This is a genomic window from Streptomyces sp. CB01635 (assembly GCF_002803065.1).
In the GTDB taxonomy this organism is placed as follows: domain Bacteria; phylum Actinomycetota; class Actinomycetes; order Streptomycetales; family Streptomycetaceae; genus Streptomyces.
Genome location: NZ_NNBL01000007.1, coordinates 55,867 through 71,883 on the forward strand (window position 1 = coordinate 55,867; position 16,017 = coordinate 71,883).

The following is a 16,017-nucleotide window of genomic DNA, read 5'->3' on the forward strand; positions in this document are numbered from 1 at the left end:
CCCCTTCCGCGCCCACCGTAGACAGCGCTTTCTACGACTGATTAGGTGCAACCCCATGACACCCACGCGCCGCACGTTTCTCATCGCGTCAACTCTCCTGGCGGGGGCGGCACTTGCCCCGCCCGCCCATGCCGCCGGCGCTTCCGACGCTGCCGACGACGAGTTCGACGGCCTGCGCAAGCGATGGCTGGAGATCTCCCTCGGCACCGGTTACGACGCCACCGCCGAGCCCTACGCCTCGCGCCTGAAGGAACTCGGAGAACTCGCCCGCGGCTTCAGAGCGACGATGGCCCCGACCGCCACCTCCCTCTGGCCGGGCTACCCCTTCGACCCGCCGGCCGGCATCACCCAGGGCTACAACCGCCTGTGGACGATGACCCAGGCGTACGCCCAGGAAGGCACGGGGTCGACCGGCGACGCGGGCCTGCTCGCCGACATCGTCAAGGGCCTCGACCACCTCGCCGCGACCGTCTACAACGCGACCACCACGCGATACGGGAACTGGTGGGAGTGGCAGATCGGCAGTCCCCGCCTCCTGATGGACATCGTCGCCGTACTCTACGACCACCTCACGCAGGACCGGCGCGACGCCGCCTTCGCCGCCGTCGACCACTTCATCCCCGACGCGGTCCTGCGCGACTACTCGGGCACCTCCACCGGTGCCAACCGCGTCGACCTGTGCCGCTCGGTCGCCCTGCGCGGCGTCCTCGGCAGGAACGCCGACAAGACGGCCCTGGCCCGCGACGCCCTCTCGCCCGTCTTCCCCTACGTCACCAAGGGGGACGGCCTCTACGCCGACGGCTCGTTCATCCAGCACACGTACATCGCCTACTCGGGCACCTACGGACAGGTCATGCTCGACGGGCTCGGCCGGCTCTTCACGCTGCTCGCCGGGTCCACGTGGGCCGTCACCGACCCGAACCGGCAGATCATCCTCGACAGCGTCGAGCACGCCTACGCCCCGCTCCTGTTCGACGGCCTGATGATGGACAGCGTCAACGGCCGTGCCATCAGCCGCGGTTACCTCAACAGTGACGACCTCAAGGTCATGCGCAGCGACCACTTCCACGGCCAGGGCCTGATCGCCGCCATGGCGCAGCTCGCCGCCGGCGCGAGCGCGGCCGAGCGCGAGCGCTGGCACGGGCGGATCAAGGGCTGGATCGAGCGGGACACGGTCACGCCCCTGCTGACCGCCAGGCAGTTCGGGGTCGCCGACCTGTCCCGGCTGCACGCCGTCGCGGACTCCGCCGTCGCGGCCGCGCCCGAGCCCGTCGGCCACCAGTTGTTCGCCGCCATGGACCGGGCGGTGCACAAGCGCCCCGGCTTCGCCGCGAACATCTCCATGTCCTCGGACCGGATCGCGTACTACGAGTGCGGCAACGGCGAGAACCCGCGCGGCTGGCACACGGGCGCCGGCATGCTCTCCTGGTGGGCCTCCGGGAAGCGCAGCGGCCGGTCCGATCAGTACACGGACTGGTTCTGGCCGACCGTCGACTTCTACCGGCTGCCCGGCACGACCGTCTCCACCAAGCGCCTCGCCGACAAGGCAGGCGGCGAGTGGGGCGCGGCCCGGCCCGACGTGAAGTGGGTCGGCGGCGCCACTGACGGCGAGTTCGCCGCCGTCGGACAGCACGTCAAGGGCCTCGGCTCGACGCTCCAGGCCCGCAAGTCGTGGTTCTGCCTCGCCGACACCGTGGTGTGCCTGGGCGCCGGGATCACGGCGGCCGACGGTGTCCCCGTGGAGACCGTCGTCGACAACCGCAACCTCGGCGAGGGCGGCACCCAGGCCTTCACCGTCGACGGCGGCGCCCGCGCCCGCTGGGCCCACCTGGAGGGTCACGGCGGCTGGGTCTTCCCCGGCGGCGCCCCGCTGCGGCATCTGCGCGAGGACCGCACGGGTGCTTGGTCCGACATCAACACCACCAGCTCCACCGAGCGTCGCACCCGCCGGTGGCAGACGCTCTGGCTCGACCACGGCACGGACCCCACCGACGCCGCGTACGCCTATCTGCTGATGCCGGGCGCCTCGAAGGACAACCTTGCGCGGCGCGCGGGCGACCGCCACTGGCTGTCGGTCCTCGCCAACACGGCAGCCGCCCAGGCGATCACCGTGCCCTCCCTCGGCGTGAGCGCGGCGAACTTCTGGGCGGCGGGAAGCGTGGGCGAGCTCACGGTGTCGGCCCCCGCGAGCGTCCTCTTGCGCAGGAAGGGGCGCACCGCGACGCTGAGCATCAGCGAACCGCCGCGCACAGGGGAGCCCGTGGACATCACCTGGGACCGGCCCGTGCGACGCGTCGTCAGCCACGACCCCTCGGTCGAAGTGGTCGCCACGGGCCGTAGGCTGCGGCTGCGTGTCACTCCGGGGGCGGCATGTGTGAGCCATCGGTGTGAGGTGGCTCTCAGCTGAGCCATTTGTGTGACCCCTACAAGACAGCAGGGCCCTGAGCAGTCACTTCGCCTGCATGGCGATGGCGTTCTGTTCGGGGGTACCAGGAAAACGGGCCGGAGACTGTACGGAGTCGACGGCCCGTTTTGCTTGCTCGCCTTCGTAAGGTCGCTACATGACCGTTTTGGACGACACCGCCTCAGCCGGTTCCCCCGGGGATGAGCCCACCGACGCGCGTGGACGCGTGGCCGAGTTGCACGCGATTCGTGAGCAGGCGTTGCGGGGGCCCAGTGACAAGGCGACCGAGGCCCAGCACGCGAAGGGCAAGCTGACCGCGCGTGAGCGGATCGAGCTGCTGCTCGACGCGGGATCGTTCAACGAGGTCGAGCAGCTGCGCCGGCACCGGGCGACGGGTTTTGGCCTGGAGGCCAAGAAGCCGTACACGGACGGTGTCATCACCGGCTGGGGCACGGTCGAGGGCCGCACGGTCTTCGTCTACGCGCACGACTTCCGTATCTTCGGTGGCGCTCTGGGTGAGGCCCACGCCACGAAGATCCACAAGATCATGGACATGGCCATCGCGGCGGGTGCCCCGCTGGTCTCGCTCAACGACGGTGCGGGTGCCCGTATCCAGGAGGGTGTCTCCGCTCTCGCCGGTTACGGCGGCATCTTCCAGCGCAACACCAAGGCGTCCGGGGTCATCCCGCAGATCAGCGTGATGCTCGGCCCGTGCGCGGGCGGTGCGGCCTACAGTCCGGCCCTGACCGACTTCGTGTTCATGGTCCGTGAGACCTCGCAGATGTTCATCACCGGACCGGACGTCGTCAAGGCGGTCACCGGTGAGGAGATCACCCAGAACGGCCTGGGCGGTGCGGACGTGCACGCCGAGACGTCGGGCGTGTGCCACTTCGCGTACGACGACGAGGAGACCTGCATCGCCGAGGTCCGCTACCTCGTCTCGATGCTCCCCTCCAACAACCGCGAGAACCCGCCGACCGTGGCCTCCGAGGACCCCGCCGAGCGCCGCTCGGAAGTCCTGCTGGACCTGGTCCCGGCGGACGGTAACCGCCCGTACGACATGGCCAAGGTCATCGAGGAGCTCGTCGACGACGGCGACTACCTCGAGATCCACGAGCGCTGGGCCCGCAACATCATCTGCGCGCTGGCCCGTCTGGACGGTCAGGTCGTCGGCATCGTCGCCAACCAGCCCTCGTCCCTCGCGGGCGTCCTGGACATCGAGGCCAGCGAAAAAGCTGCCCGTTTCGTGCAGATGTGCGACGCTTTCAATATTCCGATCGTGACTCTCCTCGACGTTCCCGGGTTCCTGCCCGGTGTCGACCAGGAGCACGGCGGGATCATCCGGCACGGCGCCAAGCTCCTGTACGCGTACTGCAACGCCACCGTGCCCCGGATCTCCCTCATCCTGCGCAAGGCGTACGGAGGTGCCTACATCGTCATGGACTCGCAGTCGATCGGTGCCGACCTCACCTACGCCTGGCCCACCAACGAGATCGCCGTGATGGGCGCCGAGGGCGCCGCCAACGTCATCTTCCGCCGTCAGATCGCCGAGGCCGAGGACCCCGAGGCCATGCGCACCCGCATGGTCAAGGAGTACAAGGCCGAGCTCATGCACCCGTACTACGCGGCCGAGCGGGGCCTGGTCGACGACGTCATCGACCCCGCCGAGACCCGCGAGGTGCTCATCCGCTCCCTCGCGATGCTCCGCACGAAGCACGCCGACCTGCCTTCGCGCAAGCACGGCAACCCCCCGCAGTAACCCCACAAGGAGATCACTGCACATGTCTGCACACGACATCCGCGTTGAGAAGGGCCACGCCGAGCCCGAGGAGGTCGCGGCCCTGACCGCGATCCTGCTGGCCCGCGCCGCCGCCGCATCGAGCGACAGCCCCGCCCTGCGCGGCCGCGACAAGGCCGGCTGGCGCCGCCTGGAGCGCCAGCACGGCTTCCGCGCCCCGCACAGCTGGCAGGGCTAGGCCGGCGGGCATACGGCCCGTCCGGCCTCTCAGGACGGGCCCACAGCGCGAAAAAGCCCCCGGTGACCCAAAGGGTCCCGGGGGCTTTTCCATGCCTGGAGGCGCCGGAGGCTACCGGAGGCGGGCCATCAGCGCGTGCTCCACGAGCGTGATGAGCGCCGACTTCGCGTCCGCGCGGTGTCGGGCGTCGGTCGTGATGATCGGGGTGTCCGGTCCGATCTGCAGCGCCTCACGCACCTCGTCCGGCTGGTACGGCTGGCTGCCGTCGAAGCCGTTGAGGGCGACGACGAAGGGCAGTCCGGAGTTCTCGAAGTAGTCGACGGCCGGGAAGCAGTCGGCGAGGCGGCGGGTGTCGACGAGGACGATCGCGCCGATCGCGCCGCGGACGAGGTCGTCCCACATGAACCAGAAGCGGTCCTGTCCGGGTGTACCGAAGAGGTACAGGATCAGGTCCTGGTCGAGCGTGATGCGGCCGAAGTCCATCGCCACCGTGGTGGTGGTCTTGTCCCCGGTGTGGGTGAGGTCGTCGATGCCCGCGGACGCGGACGTCATGACGGCCTCGGTGCGCAGAGGGTTGATCTCCGAGACGGCGCCCACGAAGGTCGTCTTGCCGACGCCGAAGCCACCTGCCACCACGATCTTCGCGGACGTGGTGGAGCGGGAAGGCCCTCCGCTAGAGCTTGCGAAGTCCACTGAGCACCCTTTCGAGCAAAGTCACGTCTGGCTGGCCGCCGGCGTTCTCTTCGCCGCCGGGCTGATGAATGGCGACCAGGCCCGCCTCCGCCAAGTCGGCGACGAGAATCCTGGCCACGCCGAGAGGGATGCTGAGCAGGGCCGAGACTTCGGCCACTGACTTGATCTCTCGGCAGAGGGTGCAGATCCGCTGGTGCTCGGGCAACTGGCCCTGCAACTGGTGCGGCTGCGCGGTGGTGTGCACCAGCGCCTCGATGGCGAGCTGGTAGCGCGGCCTGGTGCGGCCACCCGTCATGGCGTAGGGACGCACCAGGGGATTATTGGCGGCCGGTGCGGGGCTGTCGGGGCGCCGCTGCGGCTGCACGGGCTGGATGCGCGGTGCCGACGGCTGGTCGTACGGCCCCGGCTGCCGCGGCTGCGGCGGGTGCGGGGGCGCGTACGGCTGTCGCCGGTGGCTCGGCGCGGAGGGGAAGTTGTACCGGTTCGGCGCGTCACCCTGCCCCTGACCCTGGCCAGGCCCGTAGGACCAGTTCGCTGATGAACCGCTCGGGGGTGTTGCAGAACCAGCCACGCTTTCCTCCTCCAACTGTGCCGGGCACCATCACCGTGGAGCCGCGTCCCGAAACCTTACGGCTACGGAACGCGAAATCGCACCGTCTGTCTGTCAGTTGAGAAGGCTCCCCTGAAGCTCGGCCCGCAGGTCGGGAGTGAGAACCGTCCCCGCGCGGTCGACAAGAAGTGCCATCTCGTACCCGACGAGGCCAATGTCCGCCTCCGGGTGTGCGAGGACGGCGAGGGAAGAACCGTCGGAGATGGACATAAGGAAGAGGAATCCTCGCTCCATCTCCACAACTGTCTGGTTCACGCTGCCGCCCTCGAAGATGCGGGACGCGCCCGCGGTCAGCGAGGTAAGTCCCGACGCGACGGCCGCCAGCTGGTCTGCACGGTCACGCGGGAACCCTTCGGACATCGCCAGAAGGAGTCCGTCGGCGGAGACCACCACCGTGTGGGACACCCCAGGGGTGTTGTCCACGAAGTTGGTGATCAACCAGTTCAGGTTCTGTGCCGCCTGGCTCATCGGGCTCACACTAACGCTCCTGGTTGTAGGTGCTGTCAGGACCACTGTGCTGATTCGTGGCCTGGCCGTTCGTGTCACTTCCTGCTTCGCGTCCCCGCTGCACGCCACGGCGCAGGTTGCTCAGCCTGCCCCTGACGTCCTCAGGCGCGCGGGAGACCTGGGGGCCGCCCTGCGGGGTCGATTCCGCCGTGCCCTCGACCAGGTTGGCCTTGGGCACCCGGCGCGGCAGACCGGAGGAGGTGACTCCGCCCGCCTTGGGCTTCCGGAGCTGCTCCGCGCGGACCCAGCGCTCGTCGTTGGACGAACGCCAGTCGTCGGGGCCGCTGCCGTCGCCGCTGCCGTTGTCCTGGGTGGTGTTGTCGCCACGGTCGGGCGCCGGCGTCGCCGCCGGGGCCTGGCGCTGCTGCCCGCCCGGTCCGCGCATCGGAAGACCGGCGTCGGTGAGCGAACGCGCGGCGGACGGGGTGGGCCCGGCCGGCGCCGCGGGACTGTGCGGGTCGAAGCCTACGCGCTCCTGCTGACCGGCGTCAGCGCGCTGCGCAGATTCCGCTTGAGCGTTGTGCTCGGACCGGTAGGACTCCTGATAGCCGTCCTGCGCCTGCCAGCCGCCCTGCTGCGAGCCGCGCAGCGGCGATTCGCCGAAGGCCGAGTACGTCTCCTGGACGGGTTCCGTATAGGCGTCCTGGGAGACGTAGCCGTCCTGCGGCGCGAAGAACGAGTCGTTGTAGGAGCCGTTCTGCGGCTGCTCGTCGTACGTCTGCTGGCCCTGCGCGTAGACGGACGAGGGGTCCTCGTACGTCTGCTGCGGCTGCTCGTCGTACGCGGGCTGCGCCGGGGCATAAGTGGTCTGCTGCTGCTCGTACGGGTCCTGCCCTTGCGCCGCTGTGATCTCGTCGCGGAACAGGGGGCGGTCGTCACCGGTGTGCGCCTGGGCCTCCAGGGCCGCGCGGCGCTCCTCGCGCATCAGCGAGCGACCGACCGGGTCCAGGTCGCGCAGGTCGTCGGGGGCCTCGCCGTAGCGGCTGTCGTCGAAGCCGAGCTCCGCGGCGGTGCGCAGCGGAGTCGGCTCGTACGCCGACTGCGACGGGATCATCGACGAGACGGTGAACTCGGACTCGGGGAGGTGCTCGCCGCTGCCACCGTGGGTGATGACGTCGGGCAGCATGACGAGCGACGTCGTGCCGGCCTGCTCGCCCGAGGGGCGCAGCTGGACGCGGATGCCGTGCCGGTCGGACAGGCGGCCGACCACGAACAGGCCCATGCGCTGCGAGACCGCGGCGTCCACCGTCGGCGGGTTGGCCAGCTTGTGGTTGATGTCCGCGAAGTCCTCGGCGGTGAGGCCGATGCCCTTGTCGTGGATCTCGACCATGACGCGGCCGTCGGGGAGACGGGTCGCGGTGACGCGGACCTTGGTCTGCGGCGAGGAGAACGTGGTGGCGTTCTCCAGGAGCTCGGCGAGCAGGTGCACGAGGTCGGTCACCGAACGGCCGTGGATCTCGGCCTCCGGCACACCCGACAGCTCGATGCGCTCGTACTGCTCCACCTCGGAGGAGGCGGCGCGCAGGACGTCGACCAGCGGGACCGGCTGGTCCCAGCGGCGGCCCGGCTCCTCACCGGCGAGGACCAGGAGGTTCTCGCCGTTGCGGCGCATACGGGTCGCGAGGTGGTCCAGGCGGAAGAGGTTCTCCAGCTGGTCCGGCTCGGCCTCGTTGTTCTCCAGGTCCGTGATGAGGGTCAGCTGGCCCTCGATCAGGGACTGGTTGCGGCGCGACAGGTTGGTGAAGATCGCGTTGATGTTGCCGCGGAGCAGGGCCTGCTCCGCGGCGAGGCGGACGGCCTCGCGGTGCACCTGGTCGAAGGCGCGGGCGACCTCGCCGATCTCGTCCGTGGAGTTGATCGGGATGGGCTGCACACGGGTGTCGACACGGCCCGGGTCGGTGCGCGAGAGCTGGTCGACGAGCATCGGCAGGCGCTGCTCGGCGACGTCGAAGGCGGCGGTGCGCAGTCGGCGCATCGAGCGGCTCATCTGGCGCGCCATCATCCCGGCCAGCGCGAACGCGGCGAGCAGGGCGACCAGGACGACCGCACCGGTGACGAACGTGGACTGCTTGGCGTCGTCGGCGATGCCGGCGGCCTCGTTCACCGCCTTGTCGGCGAGGTCGGACTCGATGGTGCGGTACGCGTTGAACTTGGCGGTGTTGACCGCCCACCAGTTCTCCGCGGTGACGCCCCTCTGCGCGATGGCGAGGCGGGCGCTCGGCTGCGTGGTGGGCAGCGTGGCGATCGCGGACACCATGTCCGTGGGGTCGGCCGGCGGCGGGACGTAGGTCTTGCCCTGCGCCTTCGCGGCCGCGACGGCCTGCTTGGCCTGCTTCGCGCCGTCAATTGCCAGCTGCTTCTTGGCGGCGTCGAGCTTGTCGACGTCGGCCTGCGTGCCGCCGCCCTTGTACTCCTCGACGGCGATGCCCTCGAGGTACGCGTAGGAGGAGAGCGCGATCTTCTGCTTGCCGAAGGTCGTGGCCGTGGGGCCCGGCTTGACCAGCAGGTGCATACCGATGGACCGCTCGAGCGAGAGCGCGGCCTTGGACAGCGAGATCGCGTAGACCGTGCGGCCGTAGCTCGTGATGTTTCCGGTGCCGAGGCCGAGCTCGTTCGCGAACTCCATCAGCGGGTGCTGGATGCCGACGTAGCCCTCTTCGGTCTGCACGGCGGGGAGCTTGCTCGTGTACGCGGCGGCCCGGAGCTTCTCCAGGCCGGGCTCGACCTGACGGAACTGCGTGAGGCGGCGCTCCAGGCCTTCCTTGGCCGGCATGTTCTTCGCGGCGGCGTCGAAGGCGTCGGCGGCCTCGTTCGTCGTCTCGCGGGCCTTGACGACCTTCGGGTCGTTCTTCCTGCCGAGCAGGAGAGGAGCCGCGGAGATGTCGCGCTCCTCGATCAGGCTGTTGGCGTACGTCAGGGACGCCTGCACCAGACGCGCGGTGTTCTCCGCGTCCTCGGCCTCGTTCCAGGTGTCGATCGAGCCCTTCACCTGGAAGCCACCCATGATCAGACCTACGAGCACGGGTATGAGCAGGATCGCGTTCAGCTTGGTGGGCACACGCCAGTTGCGCGGCGACATCCGGCCGCCGGACGGCGCCGGGGGCGCCTCGGCCCGTGGCACATGCGCGGCCGGCGCCGCTGCACGCGGCGGCGGGGTGAAGTTGCCCCGCGCCGACGACGGCTCGGGACTGCTCTTGCTTCGCCTCACTCGACCAACAACCTCTCGGCGTCGGCACTTACGCTGTGCCGCTGTCTCCAGGCCCTTACCTACTGGGCAGTTCAGCGCATTCCAGCACGTCAGGCGGTTCTCTTCCAAACACTGGGAACCGGAAGCTCCGAGTGACGGACGCCCCAGATAAAACGGTCATAAAGAGCGAGCCCCGCCAAAAGGCGGGGCTCTTGTGCGCACAGTGGAACCGGGTGTGCGCGACCTGTGGCGGCGGCACCGGAATTCTCTGTCGAAACGTTATGAACACGGAGGCCGACCGTGTCAAAGGACACAGAGACCTCCGGGCGCACTACGACAACTGCCGTATGGATCTGACCACTTGGTGGCCGGATTTCCGGCGGTCTGGCTACTTCAGGCGGGCCATCAGGGCGTGCTCGACCAGCGTGATCAGGCCACTCTTTGCATCCGCACGGTGTCGGGCGTCCGTGGTGATGATCGGGGTGTCCGGTCCGATCTGCAGCGCCTCACGCACCTCGTCGGGCGTGTAGGGCTGGTGACCCTCGAAGCCGTTGAGGGCGACGACGAAGGGCAGTCCGGAGTTCTCGAAGTAGTCGACGGCCGGGAAGCAGTCGGCGAGGCGGCGGGTGTCGACGAGGACGATCGCGCCGATCGCGCCGCGGACGAGGTCGTCCCACATGAACCAGAAGCGGTCCTGTCCGGGTGTACCGAAGAGGTACAGGATCAGGTCCTGGTCCAGGGTGATGCGGCCGAAGTCCATCGCCACCGTGGTGGTGGTCTTGTCCCCGGTGTGGGTGAGGTCGTCGATGCCCGCGGACGCGGACGTCATGACGGCCTCGGTGCGCAGAGGGTTGATCTCCGAGACGGCGCCCACGAAGGTCGTCTTGCCGACGCCGAAGCCACCTGCCACCACGATCTTCGCGGACGTGGTGGAACGGCCGCCTCCGCCGTTAGAGCTTGCGAAGTCCACTGAGCACCCTTTCGAGCAGTGTCACGTCGGGCTGGCCGCCTGCGTTCTCGTCGCCACCGGGCTGGTGGATGGCCACCATTCCCGCTTCCGCCAGGTCCGCGACGAGGATCCGGGCCACACCGAGAGGCATCGACAGCAGGGCCGACACCTCCGCCACCGACTTGACCTCGCGGCACAGGTGGCAGATGCGCTGGTGCTCGGGGAGCAGCCCTATCAGCTGGGCCGGGTCGGCGGTCGTGCTGACGAGCGCCTCGATGGCGAGCTGGTAGCGCGGCCGTGTCCGGCCACCGGTCATCGCGTAAGGACGCACCAGCGGCTGGTCGCCCTCAGGACCGTACGAGGCGTGCGGAGATACGCCGTACGGGTCGTGAGAGGCGGTGGGCGGGGTCATGGATCCTCCGGGCGGGACAGCAGGTGGTCTGCGTGCCGTCTGACGGGGCCGGTGGGGGGCGGTGGCGGCCTGACGGTGCGGTCATACGTGCGTGTGGGGGAGGTCGTGACTAGTGCAGCAGGCTGCCCTGCAGTTCGGCGCGGAGATCGGGGGTGAGTACGGAACCCGCGCGGTCCACGAGCAGCGCCATCTCGTAGCCGACGAGGCCGATGTCGCACTCGGGGTGCGCGAGCACCGCGAGGGACGAACCGTCCGAGACCGACATGAGGAAGAGGAAGCCACGCTCCATCTCCACCACGGTCTGGGCCACCGTGCCGCCCTCGAAGATCCGGGACGCACCCGCGGTCAGCGAGGTGAGGCCCGAGGCGACGGCGGCCAGCTGGTCGGCGCGGTCACGCGGGAACCCCTCCGACATGGCGAGCAGCAGGCCGTCCGCGGACACGACGACGGTGTGGGAGACCCCCGGCGTGTTGTCCACGAAGTTGGTGATCAACCAGTTCAGGTTCTGTGCCGCCTGGCTCATCTGGGTCAACTAACGCTCCTGCTGGTGAGTGGGGCTGGGGAAGCTGCCGGTCTGGCCCGTACCGGCCTGGCGACCCTGCTGGATGCCCCGACGGAGATTGGTCAGCCGGCCGCGAACGTCATCAGGCGAACGCGAGACCTGCGGACCGGTTTGGTGCTGTTGCTGCTGAGCCGTACCCGCGACGAGGTTCGCACGCGGGACGCGACGCGGGAGCCCGGAGACGGTGACTCCGCCGGCCGAGGGCTGGCGGACCCGCTCGGCCTGGCGGCCGAGCTCGTCGTTGGGCGACTGGCGCCAGTTGGCGGGCGCCTGAGCCTGCTGGGGCGCCGCGGGTGCGGCGGCCGCCGGGCGGGCGGGCGCGGGGGTGGCGTCGGGCGATTGGGGCTGCTGCGGCGAGCGCTGCGGCAGGCCGCCCGGCCGGCCGTTGTTCTGCTGGGGCGCGGGCGCCTGCGGCCGGTCCTGCTGCTGCGGGGCCTGCTGGCCGTGGAACCAGTTGGTCTCAAGGGTGTCGAAGAGAGGCGTGCGGCCGTCGCCGGGTCCGGCGGGCGGCAGGTCGTCCTGTCGGCCGGGGGCCTGCGGCTGTGCCGGGAAGCCCTGGTCCTGACCGCCCTGGACGGGCGGGCGCGGCATCGAGAAGTCCGCCACGTCCCGGGAGCCGAGCTGCGGCAGGTCACGCGCGGGACCGCCGGGGCGGCCCTGCGGCTGACCCGGGCCCTGTCCCTGCTGCGGCTGTCCGAAGCTGTCGCCGCCGGGGAACTGGCCGTCCTGGCGCGGACGCCCGCCGTTGTTCTGACCGGGGGCCGCGAACTGGCCGGTGGTGGACGGGTCCTGAGCGCCGGGGCGCTGACCGTCACCGAAGCCGGGCGCCGCGAACTGGCCGGTCTGGTGGTTCGGGTTCTGCGGCTGACCCTGCGGCTGGAGGTGGTTCGGGTTCTGCGACTGGCCCTGGTGGCCGCCGAAGACGTCGTTACGGACGAACGCCCCCGTGTCCTGACCCTGACCGTGGTCGTGCGGGGCGGGCGCGCCGGGACGGGGTCCGTCGAAGTCGGGCCGGGGGAACTCGGCCGTCGAGCCGGGTCCCTGACGGTCGTCCACCCGCGGGAACTGTGACGTGGAGTCCGGCTCCTCGTGCCCGCGCGGCGCGTCGAGCGAGGGGCGCGGCACCGGCGGCTGCGCGTCGTCGTTGCCCCAACTCGGCACGCGCGGCTGGGGGTTGCCCCCGGGCAGCTCGGCACGGGGACCGCCACGCGGCGGCAGGACCGGCCTGCGGCCCTGCTCGGGCGCCTGGTTCGTACGCTGCTGGGGCGGCACGGGACCGTTCTGGCCCGGGCCGCCCTGACCGAGGCCCTGACCCTGCGGCTGGCCCTGGCCGGGACCGCTCTGCAGGCCCTGCGCGCCGAACACGCCGGCCGGAGCCGGACGACCCTGCTGAGGGGACTGCTGGGACTGCGGAGACTGAGGCGCCTGCGGGCCACCGGCCTGCGGCCCGTTGCCGTCACGGCTGGGCAGCGCCGCGCGCGGACCAGAGCCCGCGACCTGCGGACGCGCCGCGCCGGGGCCGGCACCGAGCCGGCCCGCACCGCCGGGACCGCCCTGCGGACCCGCACCCGCGCCGACCCCACGCCGTGCGGCGGCCACACCTGCGGCGGCCTGCGCGGCGGCGGGGCCACCGGAGGCGGCGCCGGGACCGGGCTTGCCGGGAGCCTTCTTGCCGCCCTGGGCGACGTCGACGGGCAGCATGACGAGCGCCGTCGTACCACCGGAGTCGGACGGGCGGAGCTGGATACGGATGCCGTGACGCTGCGACAGACGGCCGACCACGAACAGACCCATGCGGCGCGAGACCGACACGTCCACGGTGGGCGGCGACGCGAGCCGCTCGTTGATCGCGGCGAGGTCCTCGGGGGAGAGGCCGATACCGGTGTCGTGGATCTCGATGAGCACACGGCCGTCGGGCAGCGCGTGACCGGTGACCTTGACCTTGGTCTGCGGCGAGGAGAACGAGGTCGCGTTCTCGAGCAGCTCGGCGAGCAGGTGCACGAGGTCGTTGACGACGCGTCCGGCGACCTCGGTCGTGGGGACCGAGGCCAGCTCGATGCGCTCGTACTGCTCCACCTCGGAGGCGGCGGCGCGCAGGACGTCGACCAGCGGGACCGGGCGGGTCCAGCGGCGGCCGGGCTCCTCACCGGCGAGAACGAGGAGGTTCTCACCGTTACGGCGCATGCGGGTCGCGAGGTGGTCGAGCTTGAACAGCGAGGACAGCTGGTCGGGGTCGGCCTCACGCGACTCCAGCTCGGAGATGAGCGAGAGCTGGCGCTGGATAAGACCCTGCGAACGGCGCGAGAGGTTGGTGAACATCGCGTTGACGTTGCCTCGCAGGAGGGCCTGCTCGGCGGCGAGGCGGACCGCCTCGCGGTGCACGTCGTCGAAGGCCGAGGCCACCTGGCCGATCTCGTCGCGCGAGTGCACACCGACGGACTCGACGGAGGTGTCGACGTCCTGCGGGTCCGACTCGGACAGCTGCTTGACCAGCTCGGGCAGGCGGTCCTGGGCGACCTTGGTCGCGGTGTCCTGGAGCCGGCGCAGCGAGCGGATCATGGAGCGGGCCACGACGAACGCGCCGACGAGCGAGACGCCGAGGACGAGCAGGATCAGCGCACCGTTGATGATGGCCGTGCGCTCGGACTCGTTGCGCAGCTCGCGGGCCTGCTGCTCCATCTGGTTGAGCAGCGTCAGCTCGATCTTGGACATTTCCTGCAGACGCTGGCTGTCCGCGTCGACCCAGTCCTTGTAGGACCGCTTGTCCTGGATCCTGATGCCGCCCTCCTGGCTGAGGGCGCGGCGGGCGTACTGGTCGGCGGCCTTGATCGTCGCATTGCCCGAGTCGATGGGCTTCATCAGCTCGGTGGCGGCGACGTTTCCGTAGACGGAGCTGAAGCCCTTGAGGTCGGACTCCTGGTTCTCCAGCGCGGACTCGCCGTAGCGGCGGTCGGTCTCGGAGAGCTTGCCGAAGTCACGGTCGTTCGGGGGCAGGGCGGCCGCGATGACGGCGCGCTGCACGGACGCGTACTCCTTGGCGGAGGAGAACGACGCCAGGGCGCGCGTGCGCTTGATCATCTCGGGGTTGCTGGTCGCCTGCGCCATGTCGGTGGACAGCGACAGGAGCTGCTCGACGAGGCGGCTGTATGCGTCGATCGTCTGGGACGAGGTGCTGCGGTCCTTGAACGCGTCCTGCCGGATGCCCTTGAGGTTGTTGAGCTGGCCGGCGATCTGCGTGACGTGGTCCTGCACACCGTCGAGACCGCTGTTGCTGGTCCCGTCGGTGATCTCGTACGTGCCTTCCATGAAGGCCTTGCGCGCGCGGTCGGTCTTCTGGCGCGCTCCCTTGACGGTGTAGTCCTCGGTCGCCTTGCCGCCGTTGGCCAGCGGGCCCGCCGACTGGTCGCGCTCCTCCTGGAGCGCGGACGCGAGCTCGGTGGCCTGCTTGGTCATGTCGGTCAGCAGCTTCATGTTGTCGAGCTGCTGGATGTCGCTCATCGACTCGCCGATACGCAGCGCGCCGAGGGAGGTCGCGGCGACCACGGGGAGGGCGAGCAGCGACACCAGGCGGGTGGAGATACGCCAGTTGCGCAGCGCTATTCGCGAGCCGGGGCCGCTCGGGCTCTTCGGCTTCGCGGCGGCCTTGGGCGCGGCCGAGGAGGCGGTACTGCCCTCGACGGAGGCGGTCCGGCCCGGGTTCTGGGCGTGCTGGGGCGAGGAACTGCCTGTCATCGGGCCAGTCCCGCCGCGCGGCTCCGGCTCCGCCGCAGCGCTGCCATCCCTGTTCTTACGTCCCTGCACTAGCGTCGCAACCTCTGGACCAGGCGTCCCCCGCGTGCGCGGACGGGACGGTGTCGGCGTAGTTCGGGGGCGAGCGGACACGCCCCCTTCGGTCGTCGGTGACCGGCGCTGCTCCCCCTTCCCGCCGCGACTCGGCGCTGCGTTGCGCCCCGTGCGCGCCGGCTCGATCTCGCGGCGGTCCCGCGAATTCCAGCACAGTGCAGGATCTCCAACAAGGGCCGAGCGCCAGCGCGGGGACACTGTGACGCCGTGTGAGGGGTGTGTCACGAGATGTAGAAAGCGATCTCGTCGATAACGGACTTTTGCTGACGTTCCACCTACACCCCGGGGGTGTCCCAGTCGCCATGATCGGGAGCGGAATGGTTGCTTCAGTGGCGGAATGCCCGTTTCGATACGGCGCACTTCGGGTCCGAATTGAAACTTTTGCCCGCCCTCTGGTGAGCAAACTCACATGAAGAACCTCGTCCCTTCCTGGCTTTCGACGGGAATCAGATGTTTAGCCTGACGCTTTACAGGGATGGCGAATCCGACAACCGGCGCCCTGGGGGCGCCCGCACCGACAAGGTCACGAGCGACACATGAAGACTGTGAAGTCCGCGATGTTCCGCAACATCGCCAACCCGCGGCGTACGACGCTGATGCACCTCAAGGACGCCGACGAGCTGCAGACGGCACCGGAACTCCCGGAGTACTCCGTCGAGCTCCCCGCGCAGACGGCCAACCCGCGCCGCGCCATCCTGATGGAAGCCCCGGAGCAGACGCCCGTCGCCTCCTGACGCGCGGCAGTCCGCGAGGCCGGGTGTGAGAGCCGGTCTTTGAACTCCGGCCAGACGCCCCACGCTGATCCGGCCGGAGTTCAAAGACCGGCTCTTCGCCGCGTTAGCCTGGGGCGTCAGACTCCAGCCAGCGGAAGTAG

The 16,017-nt window shown here is 70.1% G+C and carries 12 protein-coding genes; 4 read left to right on the forward strand and 8 right to left on the reverse strand.

From position 1 onward, the window contains the following. The first annotated feature begins 55 nt into the window (after positions 1-55). The 3 genes from CG723_RS20965 to CG723_RS20975 all read left to right on the forward strand — a co-directional run bounded on the left by CG723_RS20965 (position 56) and on the right by CG723_RS20975 (position 4,380). The gene (locus CG723_RS20965; RefSeq protein WP_100595014.1) at positions 56-2,407 is read left to right on the forward strand and encodes a polysaccharide lyase 8 family protein; all 2,352 of its coding nucleotides are present in this window, start codon (positions 56-58) and stop codon (positions 2,405-2,407) included. Positions 2,408-2,561: 154 nt separating this feature from the next. Continuing rightward, positions 2,562-4,163: an acyl-CoA carboxylase subunit beta gene (locus tag CG723_RS20970; RefSeq protein ID WP_100595015.1), complete on the forward strand. Its 1,602-nt coding sequence runs from the start codon at positions 2,562-2,564 to the stop codon at positions 4,161-4,163. 22 nt (positions 4,164-4,185) lie between these two features. Continuing rightward, the gene (locus tag CG723_RS20975) at positions 4,186-4,380 is read left to right on the forward strand and encodes an acyl-CoA carboxylase epsilon subunit (RefSeq protein WP_100595016.1); all 195 of its coding nucleotides are present in this window, start codon (positions 4,186-4,188) and stop codon (positions 4,378-4,380) included. A 111-nt stretch (positions 4,381-4,491) separates the two neighbouring features. On the opposite strand, the gene CG723_RS20980 is transcribed toward CG723_RS20975, so the two are convergent. The 8 genes from CG723_RS20980 to CG723_RS21015 all read right to left on the reverse strand — a co-directional run bounded on the left by CG723_RS20980 (position 4,492) and on the right by CG723_RS21015 (position 15,101). Beyond that, complete coding sequence (locus CG723_RS20980) at positions 4,492-5,073, reverse strand: GTP-binding protein (RefSeq protein WP_054239772.1); 582 nt, start codon at positions 5,071-5,073, stop codon at positions 4,492-4,494. Beyond that, positions 5,054-5,644, reverse strand: coding sequence for a DUF742 domain-containing protein (locus CG723_RS20985; protein WP_100595017.1), 591 nt, complete (start codon positions 5,642-5,644; stop codon positions 5,054-5,056). Before CG723_RS20985 ends, CG723_RS20980 begins: the two co-directional genes overlap by 20 nt. A gap of 93 nt (positions 5,645-5,737) precedes the next feature. Beyond that, positions 5,738-6,151 (reverse strand): roadblock/LC7 domain-containing protein, encoded by a 414-nt coding sequence (locus CG723_RS20990; RefSeq protein ID WP_100595178.1) that lies wholly within the window; start codon positions 6,149-6,151, stop codon positions 5,738-5,740. A 10-nt stretch (positions 6,152-6,161) separates the two neighbouring features. After that, a complete protein-coding gene (locus CG723_RS20995) occupies positions 6,162-9,398 on the reverse strand; it encodes a sensor histidine kinase (protein WP_100595018.1) in 3,237 nt (1,078 codons plus the stop codon). 367 nt (positions 9,399-9,765) lie between these two features. Then, the gene (locus tag CG723_RS21000; RefSeq protein ID WP_100595019.1) at positions 9,766-10,347 is read right to left on the reverse strand and encodes a GTP-binding protein; all 582 of its coding nucleotides are present in this window, start codon (positions 10,345-10,347) and stop codon (positions 9,766-9,768) included. Continuing rightward, positions 10,328-10,738 carry a DUF742 domain-containing protein gene (locus CG723_RS21005; RefSeq protein WP_100595020.1) on the reverse strand — a complete coding sequence of 137 codons (411 nt, stop codon included), beginning with the start codon at positions 10,736-10,738 and terminating at the stop codon, positions 10,328-10,330. The genes CG723_RS21000 and CG723_RS21005 overlap by 20 nt, the downstream gene beginning before the upstream one ends. Positions 10,739-10,847: 109 nt before the next feature. Beyond that, entirely contained in the window at positions 10,848-11,261 is a 414-nt protein-coding gene (locus tag CG723_RS21010) for a roadblock/LC7 domain-containing protein (RefSeq protein WP_067164664.1), read from the reverse strand. A gap of 9 nt (positions 11,262-11,270) precedes the next feature. Beyond that, on the reverse strand, positions 11,271-15,101 hold the full coding sequence (locus CG723_RS21015) for a sensor histidine kinase (RefSeq protein ID WP_100595021.1): 3,831 nt from the start codon (positions 15,099-15,101) through the stop codon (positions 11,271-11,273). A 578-nt stretch (positions 15,102-15,679) separates the two neighbouring features. On the opposite strand from CG723_RS21015, the gene CG723_RS21020 reads away from it, so the two are divergent. Then, positions 15,680-15,877 (forward strand): hypothetical protein, encoded by a 198-nt coding sequence (locus CG723_RS21020; protein WP_100595022.1) that lies wholly within the window; start codon positions 15,680-15,682, stop codon positions 15,875-15,877. Positions 15,878-16,017 lie beyond the last annotated feature (140 nt).